Annotated in this window: 10 protein-coding genes; 5 read left to right on the forward strand and 5 right to left on the reverse strand. The window is 61.1% G+C overall.

The annotated features are described in order from the left end of the window. Nucleotides 1–5: 5 nt before the first annotated feature. A complete protein-coding gene (locus tag ABWL43_RS08475; RefSeq protein WP_404487420.1) occupies nt 6–1,223 on the forward strand; it encodes a winged helix-turn-helix domain-containing protein in 1,218 nt (405 codons plus the stop codon). 188 nt (nt 1,224–1,411) lie between these two features. Here ABWL43_RS08475 and ABWL43_RS08480 read toward each other — a convergent pair whose 3' ends face one another. Next, the gene (locus ABWL43_RS08480) at nt 1,412–2,758 is read right to left on the reverse strand and encodes a class II 3-deoxy-7-phosphoheptulonate synthase (protein WP_078047560.1); all 1,347 of its coding nucleotides are present in this window, start codon (nt 2,756–2,758) and stop codon (nt 1,412–1,414) included. Between the two features lie 124 nt (nt 2,759–2,882). Between ABWL43_RS08480 and ABWL43_RS08485 the strand changes: the two genes are divergently transcribed. Next, on the forward strand, nt 2,883–3,638 hold the full coding sequence (locus ABWL43_RS08485; RefSeq protein ID WP_369300532.1) for a spermidine synthase: 756 nt from the start codon (nt 2,883–2,885) through the stop codon (nt 3,636–3,638). 101 nt (nt 3,639–3,739) lie between these two features. Here ABWL43_RS08485 and ABWL43_RS08490 read toward each other — a convergent pair whose 3' ends face one another. Further along, entirely contained in the window at nt 3,740–4,531 is a 792-nt protein-coding gene (locus ABWL43_RS08490) for a crotonase/enoyl-CoA hydratase family protein (RefSeq protein WP_145165117.1), read from the reverse strand. A gap of 422 nt (nt 4,532–4,953) precedes the next feature. Here ABWL43_RS08490 and ABWL43_RS08495 point away from each other — a divergent pair, with 422 nt between their 5' ends. Next, nucleotides 4,954–6,627 carry a DEAD/DEAH box helicase gene (locus tag ABWL43_RS08495; RefSeq protein ID WP_053255160.1) on the forward strand — a complete coding sequence of 558 codons (1,674 nt, stop codon included), beginning with the start codon at nt 4,954–4,956 and terminating at the stop codon, nt 6,625–6,627. A 112-nt stretch (nt 6,628–6,739) separates the two neighbouring features. Here the strand turns inward: ABWL43_RS08495 and ABWL43_RS08500 are convergent, their stop codons facing one another. Further along, nucleotides 6,740–7,507, reverse strand: coding sequence for a class III extradiol ring-cleavage dioxygenase (locus tag ABWL43_RS08500; RefSeq protein WP_262207665.1), 768 nt, complete (start codon nt 7,505–7,507; stop codon nt 6,740–6,742). Nucleotides 7,508–7,611: 104 nt separating this feature from the next. Here ABWL43_RS08500 and ABWL43_RS08505 point away from each other — a divergent pair, with 104 nt between their 5' ends. Then, complete coding sequence (locus ABWL43_RS08505; RefSeq protein ID WP_262207667.1) at nt 7,612–8,268, forward strand: thiopurine S-methyltransferase; 657 nt, start codon at nt 7,612–7,614, stop codon at nt 8,266–8,268. 172 nt (nt 8,269–8,440) lie between these two features. Here ABWL43_RS08505 and htpX read toward each other — a convergent pair whose 3' ends face one another. Continuing rightward, nucleotides 8,441–9,328, reverse strand: coding sequence for a protease HtpX (gene htpX / locus ABWL43_RS08510; protein WP_262207669.1), 888 nt, complete (start codon nt 9,326–9,328; stop codon nt 8,441–8,443). A gap of 304 nt (nt 9,329–9,632) precedes the next feature. Then, nucleotides 9,633–10,844, reverse strand: a complete 1,212-nt coding sequence (locus tag ABWL43_RS08515; RefSeq protein ID WP_027607001.1) for a pyridoxal phosphate-dependent aminotransferase — start codon at nt 10,842–10,844, stop codon at nt 9,633–9,635. A 202-nt stretch (nt 10,845–11,046) separates the two neighbouring features. Between ABWL43_RS08515 and msrB the strand changes: the two genes are divergently transcribed. Further along, nucleotides 11,047–11,439, forward strand: coding sequence for a peptide-methionine (R)-S-oxide reductase MsrB (gene msrB, locus ABWL43_RS08520; protein WP_214246443.1), 393 nt, complete (start codon nt 11,047–11,049; stop codon nt 11,437–11,439). The last annotated feature ends 42 nt before the right edge of the window (nt 11,440–11,481 follow it).

Below are 11,481 nucleotides of genomic sequence, written 5' to 3' on the forward strand. Positions count from 1 at the left end.
GACTCATGCCCGCCGACCTGTCTTTTTCACTCAAGCACGCTCGACGCATGGCGCTGGCGGCCCAGGGTTTTTCCGGGCGCCAGGCGCCGGCACTGATCAAGGCTACGCACCTCAATCGTTTGATCGAGCGCTTGGGTGTGCTGCAGATCGATTCGGTCAACGCCGTGGTGCGCTCGCATTACCTGCCGCTGTTTTCCCGCCTTGGCCAGTACTCCCCGCTGATCCTCGAACAAGCTGCCTGGAGCCAGGGGCGGCGGCGCTCGCTCTTTGAGTATTGGGGCCATGAGGCCTCGTTGCTGCCCATGGCGCTGTACCCGTTGATGCGCTGGCGCATGGAGCGGGCCAAGCAGGGGCAGGGGATTTACGCGCAGATGGCGCGTTTCGGGCGTGAACAGCAGGCCACTATCCAGCGCGTGCTGCAGACCGTCGAGCAACAGGGCGCGGTGGGTGCTGGCAGCTTGTCCACCCGTGAGGAGCGCGCCGGCCCGTGGTGGGATTGGAGTGATGAAAAGCACGCACTGGAATGGTTGTTTGCCGCAGGGTTGGTCACGGTGGCGGGGCGGCGCGGGTTTGAGCGGCTCTATGATTTGCCCGAGCGCGTCATCCCCGCCGACCTCCTTCTGGCCACCGTGAACGAGGCCGAGGCCCAGCGCGGTTTGTTGCTGCACAGTGCGACTGCCTTGGGCGTCGGTACCGAAAAGGATCTGCGCGATTATTTCCGCCTGGACCCTGCCGACAGCCGTGGCCGCTTGGCCGAGCTGGTCGAGGATGGGCAACTGCGGGTGTGTCAGGTGCAGGGCTGGAAGCAGCCGGCGTACTGCCTGCCAGAACCGAAGGTACCGCGCAAAGTACCGGCCAGTGCCTTGTTGTCGCCGTTCGACTCACTGATCTGGGAGCGTAGCCGAACCGAGCGATTGTTTGATTTTCGCTACCGTCTGGAGATCTACACCCCGCAAGACAAGCGGGTGTACGGCTATTACGTGCTGCCGTTTTTGCACAATGAGCGGATCGCCGCGCGTGTCGACCTGCGCGCCGAACGCGCCCATGGGCGGCTGGCGGTGCATGCGGTGCACGAAGAAGAGCCGGGGCTGGACGAGGAGGGGATGCAGGCGTTGGCCTTGAACCTGCGGCAGATGGCTGATTGGCTGGGGCTGGAACAGGTCCAGCTCAATTGCCAGCGGCCGAGTGCTGCCCGCTTAAGGGTGGCGATGCTGCAAACCTGAGCTGCAGCTGGTTTTTGTGGCGAGCGGGCTTGTTGTGGCGAGCGGGCTTGCCCCGCGTTGGGTGGCGAAGCCGCCCCAAAACCATCCACCTCATTCTTCCAGACACACCGCAGTGGTTGTAGTGGGGCGGCTGCGCCACCCAACGCGGGGCAAGCCCGCTCGCCACAGGAAGCCCGCTCGCCCAAATTTCAGCGTTTGACTTGCTTCAAGGTCTCGGCAATCAAAAACGCCAATTCCAGCGACTGATCGGCATTCATCCGTGGGTCGCAGTGGGTGTGGTAGCGGTCCGACAGGCCATCTTCGGTGATCGGTCGCGCGCCGCCGATGCATTCGGTCACGTTCTGTCCGGTCATTTCGATGTGAATCCCGCCGGCATACGAGCCTTCGGCTTGATGCACCTGGAAGAACTCTTTCACCTCGCCAAGAATCTGCGCAAAGTCGCGGGTCTTGTAGCCGCTGCTGGCCTTGATGGTGTTGCCATGCATCGGGTCGGAGCTCCACAGCACCTGCTTGCCCTCGCGCTGCACGGCGCGGATCAGGTTGGGCAGGTGGTCGCCCACCTTGCCGGCGCCCATGCGTGCGATCAGGTTGAGGCGGCCGGGGTCGTTGTCCGGGTTGAGAATGTCGATCAAGCGGATCAAATCGTCGGGGTTCATGCTCGGGCCGACCTTGACGCCGATCGGGTTGTTCACCCCGCGCAGGAATTCGACGTGGGCGCCGTCCAGCTGACGGGTGCGGTCGCCGATCCAGAGCATGTGCGCCGAGCAATCGTAGTAGTCGTTGGTCAGGCTGTCGCGGCGCACAAAGGCTTGCTCGTAGTTGAGCAGCAGCGCTTCGTGGGCGGTGAAGAAGCTGGTTTCGCGCAGTTGCGGCGAGCTGTCCATGCCGCAGGCGCGCATGAAGGCCAGGGTTTCGTCGATACGGTCGGCCAGCTGGCTGTATTTTTCGGCCAGTGCGGAGTTGGCAATGAAGTCCAGGTTCCACTTGTGCACTTGATGCAGGTCGGCAAAACCGCCCTGAGCAAACGCGCGCAGTAGGTTAAGCGTGGCGGTGGACTGGTGGTAAGACTGCAGCAGGCGATCCGGGTCCGGAACGCGGCTTTTCTCGTCGAAACCGATGCCGTTGACGATGTCGCCACGGTAGGCGGGCAGGGTGACGCCGTCGATGGTTTCGTCGTTGGCCGAGCGCGGCTTGGCGAACTGGCCGGCCATGCGCCCGACTTTGACCACCGGGCAGCCGGCGGCGAAGGTCATCACGATTGCCATCTGCAGCAGCACCTTGAAGGTGTCGCGGATTTTTGCCGCGGAGAACTCGGCAAAGCTTTCGGCGCAGTCACCGCCCTGCAGCAGGAACGCGCGGCCCTGGGTCACTTCGGCGAACTGACGGCGCAACTCGCGGGCTTCCCCGGCAAACACCAGTGGCGGGTAGCTGGCCAGGTTCTGCTCCACTTGCAGCAAGTGTGCAGCGTCCGGGTACTGGGGTTGTTGCTGGATCGGCAGGGCGCGCCAGCTGTCGGGGCTCCAGGGTTGGCTCATCGTGAACTCGATTGGTTGATTGACGGTGGGGCGCCAATGTTATCAGCAATTAGTGCGTGACCTGTTGCCGCCGGTTGGCCGACAATCGCGCCTTTGCCGTGCGGTAAACCCTTTAGGAGTAGTGATGACCGAGGAGCGTGTCGAGCGCCTGCTGGCCGAAGTTCATGATGATTTCGGCATGATCCGCGTGCTTGAAGTGGCCGATTACCGCTTTCTCGAGTTTGGCGACGCCATCGAGCAAAGCTGCGTATTCACCGCCGACCCGAGTTGGCTGGAGTACGACTACACCCGCGCGATGCTGATTGGCGCGTTGTGCCACGAGCAACCGGAGAGTGCGCTGTTCCTCGGGCTGGGCGCCGGCACGCTGACCCAGGCGTGCCTCAAGTTTCTGCCGCTGGAAGACGTCGAAGCCATTGAGCTGCGCCCGGACGTGCCGCGCCTGGCCATTGAGTACCTGGGGCTGGATGACGATCCGCGCCTGTACATCCGTATTGGCGACGCGCTGCAGTTGCTCGACACCGCCGAATCGGCTGACCTGATTTTCGTCGACCTGTATACCGACGTCGGCCCGGGCGTGGGGCACCTGGCCTGGACCTTCCTGGAAAACTGCCAGAAGAAACTCAATCCCGGCGGCTGGCTGGTGATCAACCAGTGGGCCACCGATGATGGCAAGCCGCTGGGTGCGGCGTTGCTGCGCGGGTTGTATCACCGGCATTACTGGGAGCTGCCGGTGAAGGAGGGCAATGTGATTTTGCTGGTGCCTTCGGAGCTGGATCAGGCACTGGACCTGGGTGCGCTGACGGCGCGTGCCGAAGCTTTGGCGCCGCGGTTGGGGTACTCGTTGCAGGCGTTGATCAAGGCGATTCGGCCGGCGACTTAGTTGCCGGTACTGGCGCCATCGCGGGCAAGCCCGGCTCCCACAGGGGATAGGCGATCAAATGTGGAAGCGGGCTTGCTCGCGATGAGGCCGACACTGTTCACTCAAATCCCCTTGAACACCCCCGGCCGCTTCTCAACCATCGCCCGCACACCCTCTTTGGCATCTTCACTGTTGAGCAGCTTCTCCACCACCACCTGCAACCCGGCGGCGGCAACGGTTTCGCCTTCCATCCGTGCTTGGCGCGCCGACATCAGCGTCGCTTGCACACCCAGCGGCGCCTGGCGGGCAATACGGCTGGCTAGCTCAATGGCGCGCGGCAGCAAATCTTCGCTGGCCATCACTTCCTGCACCAAGCCCAGCCTGAGCGCCTCGTGTGCATCAAATTCATCGCCGGTGAGCAACCAGCGCATGGCGTTGCCCCAGCCGGCCACCTGATGAAAACGTAAGGTCGCGCCGCCAAACGGAAAGATCCCACGCTTTACTTCCATTTGCGCAAAGCGCGTGTTGCTCGCGCAAATATTGATATCGGCTGCCAGCATCAACTCGATGCCAATGGTCAGGCAGTAGCCCTGGGCCGCGACGATCACCGGTTTATTGACCCTCGGCCCGGCGAACACACCCCATGGATCGCAGCCGCCCAGTGGCGGTTGCCAGCCTCCGGACATCACGCCGCTGACATTGGCCAGGTCCAGCCCGGCGGTGAAGTGGTCGCCGTGGGCAAACACCACGGCCACCCGGGCCTCGTCGTTTCGATCAAATTCGCCATAGGCCAGGCTCAGCTCATTGAGCAGATCCAGGTCAAAGGCATTGCGCTTGGCCACTCGGTCCAGACCCAACAGCAGGACATGGCCCTGTAACTCACGGCTGACGCGACTGCTGCTGGCTTGATTCATCGGGTGTGCCCTCAGGGCTTGGGTGGGTTTCAGACCAAAGGTCTTGATGGGCAGATGAAACGTTTAAGCGTTATGACCAACAGGGCCGGGCCTTTGAAAAAATAGACCCTGGCGCGGCTATCCGCAAAGGCTTTGATGCAGCGCGGTTTATCGGCGCTTTGCGATAAAAAAAGCTCCCTTTTTCAGCTATTTCCGGTATAGTGCGCGCCGGCCTTTAACCGGGCCGCGTTTAGGTAGCGCAATTCCCCGAAGTCAGCTTCGGCTGCACGTCCGCACAGCGGACTCTTCCTTGACGAATCTTTTTCATTCATTCGTTTTCGCAAATCCCCGCCGACAAAGCAGCCAGGGCGACTCTTGAGTCTCAACACGGCATGCGCAGCTTTGGAGCATGGGTCTTTGCGGATGCACTTAGAGGCAGACCCATGACCCAGGAAACCGGCGGCTTCGCCGCTTTTAATCTTAACCCGAACATTCTTGCAGCCGTCATCGCGACCGGCTACGAAGAACCTTCGGCTATTCAGCAGCAATCGATCCCGATCATCATGGCCGGCCAAGACATGATTGGCCAAGCGCAAACCGGTACCGGTAAAACCGCCGCGTTCGCCCTGCCAATCCTGCACTGCATCGATCCTGCCAAGCGCGAGCCGCAAGCCCTGATCCTGGCGCCAACCCGTGAGTTGGCGCTGCAAGTAGCAACCGCTTTTGAAACCTACGCCAAGCAAATGCCAGGCGTAACCGTTGTGGCCGTTTACGGCGGCGCGCCTATGGGCCCACAACTTAAAGCAATCCGTAACGGCGCACAGATTGTTGTCGCCACTCCGGGCCGTCTGTGCGACCACCTGCGTCGTGACGAAAAAGTCCTGTCGACCGTGAACCACCTGGTTCTGGACGAAGCTGACGAAATGTTGAAGCTGGGCTTCATGGATGACCTGGAAGTTATCTTCAAGGCGCTGCCACCGACCCGTCAGACCGTATTGTTCTCGGCCACCCTGCCACAGTCGATCCGAGCCATTGCCGAACGCCACCTGCGCGATCCGCAACACGTGAAGATCCAGACCAAGACTCAGACCGTTACCGCGATCGAACAGGCTCACCTGTTGGTTCACGCTGACCAGAAGACCTCGGCTGTATTGAGCCTGCTGGAAGTCGAAGACTTCGACGCCTTGATCATGTTCGTGCGCACCAAGCAAGCGACCCTGGACCTGGCCAGTGCCCTGGAAGCCAAAGGCTACAAAGCTGCTGCGCTGAACGGTGACATCGCCCAGAACCAACGTGAGCGCGTGATCGACTCCCTCAAGGATGGCCGTCTGGACATCGTTGTGGCGACCGACGTTGCTGCCCGTGGTCTCGACGTTCCACGTATCACCCACGTGTTCAACGTTGACATGCCGTACGACCCAGAGTCCTACGTTCACCGTATCGGCCGTACCGGCCGTGCCGGTCGCGAAGGTCGTGCACTGCTGCTGGTGACTCCACGTGAGCGCCGCATGCTGCAAGTGATCGAGCGTGTGACCGGTCAGAAAGTTGCCGAAGTCCGCCTGCCGGATGCCCAGGCCGTTCTCGATGCTCGCATCAAGAAACTGACCAACAGCCTGTCGCCGCTGGTGGCTGACGCTGAATCGACCCACGGCGAACTGCTGGACCGCCTGACTGCCGATATCGGTTGCACCCCGCGTGCCCTGGCTGCAGCCCTGCTGCGCAAGGCTACCAACGGTCAAGCGCTGACCTTGGCTGCGATCGAGAAAGAACGTCCACTGGTGCCGAACAACGCTCCGCGCGGTGATCGTCCAGAGCGTACTGGCGACCGTCCAGACCGTGGTGATCGTGAGCGTCGTGCTCCGGTTCCATTGGCTGAAGGCCGTGCTCGTTGCCGTACCGCGCTGGGCGCGCGTGATGGTATCGCGGCCAAGAACCTGCTGGGCGCTATCCTCAACGAGGGTGGCCTGGCACGTGAAGCGATCGGTCGTATCCAGGTTCGTGACAGCTTCTCCCTGGTGGAGCTGCCGGAAGACGGTCTGGAAAAACTGCTGGCCAAGCTCAAAGACACTCGCGTTGCCGGTAAGCAGCTGAAGCTGCGTCGCTACCGCGAAGATTGATCCGCCCTTGGGCTGATTGATCGCACATAAAAAATCCCCGACTGGTTCGGGGATTTTTTTTTGCCTGGATTTCAGGTTTGGATTAGCACTCGATCCCACATTTAGATCTGTGTTAGCCGAAGCGGTAGATGTCCATCCCGAGCGCACCCATGGTGAAACCTTGATGCGCCGTGCTGAACTCGCCGCCGGCGCCCCGGGCGAAATACAGCGGCAGCAAATGCTCGTCGCTGGGATGGCTGCGCACGGCATGTGGTGCCTGGCGGCGATAGTCGTGCAGGGCGGCTTCGTCGTTGGCCGCCAGTTTGCTGACCATCCAATCACGAAATTCCCGTGCCCAAGGCTCAATGCTCTCAGGTCCGGCATGCCAGTCCAGTTCGCCCAGGTTGTGGGTGATGCTGCCCGAACCGATCAACAGCACGCCGTGCTCACGCAAACTGGCCAGGGCATGCCCGACGCGGGTTTGCAGGGCAGGGCCCATACGGCTTGGCAGCGACACCTGCACCACCGGAATATCGGCGGCCGGGTACATCAGTGAAAGGGGCACCCAGGTGCCATGGTCGAACGGGCGCTGGTCATCGACGCGAGCCTCAAGGCCATCAGCCTTGAGCAGTTCGACTATCTGGGTTGCCAACTGCGGGTCACCGGGTGCGGGGTACTGCACGGCGAACAAATCCCGTGGGAAGCCGCCGAAATCGTGCCAGGTCTCGGGTGCGGCGCTGCCGGTAACCAGCAGGCCCTGGCTTTCCCAGTGCGCTGAGACCACCACAATGGCCTTGGGCCGTGGCAACTCGGCCGCCAGGCGCTTGAGTGCCGGGCCGCTGGCACCGGGTTGCAGGGCGAGCATGGGCGAACCGTGGGAGATAAACAGGCTGGGGAACATAAGAGGGGTCCTGAGCGTTAACATGGGCCCATCTTCAATCAGATCATTGATCTAAATCTAATATAAGTTTTAGCGCCTTTTGATCGAATTTTCAGGGTGATTCCATGGAGCCTAAGTTTTGGCAAGAGCGTTGGGCACGCAACCAGATCGGTTTTCATCTGCCCGAGGTCAACCCCTACCTGCAACGCCACTGGCCAAAACTGGCCTTGGCTGAAGGGGCAAAGGTGTTGGTGCCGCTGTGCGGCAAAAGCCTGGATCTGATATGGCTGGCAAGCTTGGGTTATCGCGTGCTGGGTGTGGAGCTGTCCGAGCAGGCGGTGCAGGCGTTCTTCAGTGAGCAAGGGCTGGTGCCCAGGATCAGCCAGCGTGGCGTGTTCAAGGTGTACCAGGCGGATCTGATCGAGGTGTGGTGCGGCGATTTCTTTGCCTTGGACGCCGAAGCGCTGGCCGATTGCTCCGCGCTTTACGATCGCGCGGCATTGATCGCGTTGCCGCCGTTGATGCGGGCGCAGTACGCCGAGCATCTGAATGCCTTGTTGCGCCCGGGCTGTCAGGGTTTGCTGATCACCCTCGACTACGATCAGACACAAAAGGCTGGGCCGCCGTTTGCGGTAACCGATGATGAGGTGAAGGTGTTGCTGGGCTCGCACTGGACTGTGCAGGTGGTGGAGGAGCAAGACATCCTGGGTGAGAGTTGGAAGTTTGTGCAAGACGGTGTCACGCGGCTGGAAGAGCGCGTGTACCAACTGACAAAGTACTGACCCTGCTATCGCCATCGCGGGCAAGCCCGGCTCCCACATTGACCGCGTCGCTCACCGTGTATGTGAACCTGAGCAGATCCTTGTGGGAGTCGGGCTTGCCCGCGATGGCGATTCAAGCACTCAAAAAAAAGGGGCGATCAGATCGCCCCTTTTTTGTGTTACCGCGCAGCTATCAGCCCCGGCGACGCAATGCGTCGATCCGCTCTTCCAGCGGCGGGTGGCTCATGAACATGCGTGCAAAACCTTGCTTGATGCCACCGTTGATACCAAACGCGGTCAGGCTGTCCGGCATGTGCACGGGCAGGCCTTGTTCGGAGCGCAAGTGTTGCAGTGCCGCAATCATCGCCCCGGTACCGGCCAGGCGGGCACCGGCTTCGTCCGCGCGGAACTCGCGTTTACGCGAGAACCACATGGTGATCGCGCTGGCTAGGAAGCCCAGCACCACCTCGGCAAAGAGGGTCGCCACGAAGTAGGCAATGCCGCGGCCTTCTTCGTTCTTGAAGATCACCTTGTCGACGAAGTTGCCGATGATCCGTGCAAAGAACATCACGAAGGTGTTCACCACGCCTTGTACCAGCGCCAGGGTGACCATGTCGCCGTTGGCCACGTGGCCGATCTCGTGGGCCAGTACCGCTTTCACTTCGTCGTAGGAGAAGCGTTCGAGCATGCCCTGGCTCACCGCAACAAGGGCGTCGTTCTTGTTCCAGCCGGTGGCAAAGGCGTTGGCCTCATACGCCGGGAAAATCCCGACCTCAGGCATCTTGATGCCAGCCTCGCGGGACAACTGCTCAACGGTCTGCAGCAACCATTGCTCATGGCGGGTGCGTGGCTGGGTGATGACCTGGGTGCTGGTGCTCATCTTCGCCATCCACTTGGAGATGAACAGCGAGAAGATCGAGCCGGCAAAACCAAAGATTGCACAGAAGACCAGCAGCTGATTGAGGTTCAGATCAACCCCGTTGGCCGCCATGAACCCGTTGAAGCCGAACAGGCTCAGGGTGATGCTGGCAATCAGCACGACCGCCAGGTTAGTGGCCAAGAACAGCAGGATGCGCATCATGGTTGTAGAATTCTCCTCATGCTTAATATGTCGCGTACTGCGGGGTATATAAGGTGCGGCCTGGGGCGATTCAACCGAGCGACTATTTCAAACTGTGTCCTACAGCCTGAATGTAGAGCCTTGAAAGGATTTTCCGAGCTGAAAAGCCAGCCGCAATCACCCCATTCAAGCCTTCGCGCCCTGCAATTATAGGAGGCTGACCGCTCCGTGGCGTGCAGCGGCAGGGAGGAGGGGGCGGCGGGTAGAGAAGTGTTGCCAGATACTCGCCGTACGACCGAATGTCGATCGTACGGCGGCATGTGCGTTATTGGCGATAGGACTTGAGGAAGTTGCCGATGCGACCAATGGCCATGTCCAGGTCATCCACGCGCGGCAATGTCACCACGCGGAAGTGATCCGGCCACGGCCAGTTGAACGCCGTTCCCTGCACCACCAACAGCTTTTCCGACAGCAGCAGGTCGAGCACGAATTTCTCGTCGTTGAGGATCGGGCAGACTTTCGGGTCGATCCGTGGGAACGCATACAGCGCGCCCATGGGTTTCACGCAGCTCACGCCGGGGATCGCGTTGAGCAACTCCCAGGTACGGTTGCGCTGCTCCAGCAGGCGGCCCTGAGGCAGTACCAGGTCGTTGATGCTCTGGTAGCCGCCGAGGGCGGTCTGGATTGCATGCTGGCTCGGCACGTTGGCACACAAGCGCATATTGGCCAGCATGTCGATGCCTTCGATGTAGCTCTGGGCGTTGTGCTTGGGCCCGGAGATGGCGATCCAGCCGGAGCGGAAACCCGCCACGCGGTAGGATTTGGACAGGCCGTTGAAGGTCAGGCACAGCAGGTCCGGCGCCAGGGAGCCGGTGCAGATGTGCACGGCGTCGTCGTAAAGGATCTTGTCGTAGATCTCGTCGGAGAACACCACCAGGTTGTGCTGGCGTGCCAGCTCGAGCATGCCCAGCAACACTTCCCTGGAGTACACGGCGCCGGTCGGGTTGTTCGGGTTGATGATCACCAGGGCCTTGGTGTTCGGCGTGATCTTAGCCTTGATGTCGGCCAGGTCCGGGAACCAGTCGGCGCCTTCATCGCACAGGTAGTGCACCGGGTGGCCGCCAGCCAGGGTCACGGCAGCGGTCCACAGCGGGTAGTCGGGCGCCGGCACCAGCACTTCGTCGCCGTTGTTGAGCAAGGCCTGCATGGACATCACGATCAGCTCGGACACGCCGTTGCCCAGGTAGATGTCTTCGATGCCGACACCTTCCACCTGCTTCTGCTGGTAGTACTGCATCACCGCTTTACGCGCGCTGAACAGGCCCTTGGAGTCGCTGTAGCCCTGGGCGGTCGGCAGGTTGCGGATCACGTCCTGGAGGATTTCGTCCGGCGCTTCGAAACCAAATGGCGCCGGGTTGCCAATGTTCAGCTTGAGGATGCGATGGCCTTCCTCTTCCAGGCGTTTGGCGTGCTTGAGCACTGGGCCGCGAATGTCGTAGCAGACGTTGGCGAGCTTGTTCGATTTGCTGACCTGCATGGCGATGTGATCCTGAAAATGAACGATCCAGACGGCGTGGACACTACCGTACTGCGAATCCTGCGAGGCCTGCACCCATAAATACGTTTGAATGCCGGTAGCGCGGGTGCCAGACTGGCGTTTTTAAGAGGCGCAATCATACGTGCCGCCTGTTCCGTGGAAAAGATACAGATCAGGCTTTTTCAGTTGCCGAGGTGGATTGATGGATAAGTTGCAGAAAACCCTGGATGAGTGGCGGGACATGCTCGACCCCGCGCAGTATCAGGTGTGTCGTCTCAAGGGCACCGAGCGCCCGTTCAGCGGCAAATACAACGAAACCAAAACCGACGGTGTGTATCACTGCATCTGTTGCAATGAGCCGCTGTTCGATTCCAGCACCAAGTTCGACTCCGGCTGCGGCTGGCCGAGCTTCTACGCGCCGATCGCCGACAGCGCGATGATCGAGATCCGCGACGTCAGCCACGGCATGATCCGCACCGAAGTCACCTGCGCCAAGTGCGATGCGCACCTGGGGCATGTGTTCCCGGATGGTCCGCCGCCGACTGGTTTGCGCTACTGCATCAACTCGGTGTGCCTGGACCTCGTCCCGCGCTAGGGCCGGCAGCACTTTCCAAGTGTGGGAGCGAGCAAGCCCGCT

The organism is Pseudomonas sp. HT11, assembly GCF_044875395.1.
GTDB lineage: Bacteria > Pseudomonadota > Gammaproteobacteria > Pseudomonadales > Pseudomonadaceae > Aquipseudomonas.

Bases quoted from the DNA above. Each gene is read 5' to 3' on its own strand.
- ABWL43_RS08515 (WP_027607001.1), bottom strand. From the start codon at position 10,844: ATGCAGGTCAGCAAATCGAACAAGCTCGCCAACGTCTGCTACGACATT.
- ABWL43_RS08485 (WP_369300532.1), top strand. From the start codon at position 2,883: ATGACCGAGGAGCGTGTCGAGCGCCTGCTGGCCGAAGTTCATGATGAT.
- ABWL43_RS08505 (WP_262207667.1), top strand. From the start codon at position 7,612: ATGGAGCCTAAGTTTTGGCAAGAGCGTTGGGCACGCAACCAGATCGGT.
- ABWL43_RS08495 (WP_053255160.1), top strand. From the start codon at position 4,954: ATGACCCAGGAAACCGGCGGCTTCGCCGCTTTTAATCTTAACCCGAAC.
- msrB (WP_214246443.1), top strand. From the start codon at position 11,047: ATGGATAAGTTGCAGAAAACCCTGGATGAGTGGCGGGACATGCTCGAC.
- htpX (WP_262207669.1), bottom strand. From the start codon at position 9,328: ATGATGCGCATCCTGCTGTTCTTGGCCACTAACCTGGCGGTCGTGCTG.
- ABWL43_RS08500 (WP_262207665.1), bottom strand. From the start codon at position 7,507: ATGTTCCCCAGCCTGTTTATCTCCCACGGTTCGCCCATGCTCGCCCTG.
- ABWL43_RS08480 (WP_078047560.1), bottom strand. From the start codon at position 2,758: ATGAGCCAACCCTGGAGCCCCGACAGCTGGCGCGCCCTGCCGATCCAG.
- ABWL43_RS08490 (WP_145165117.1), bottom strand. From the start codon at position 4,531: ATGAATCAAGCCAGCAGCAGTCGCGTCAGCCGTGAGTTACAGGGCCAT.
- ABWL43_RS08475 (WP_404487420.1), top strand. From the start codon at position 6: ATGCCCGCCGACCTGTCTTTTTCACTCAAGCACGCTCGACGCATGGCG.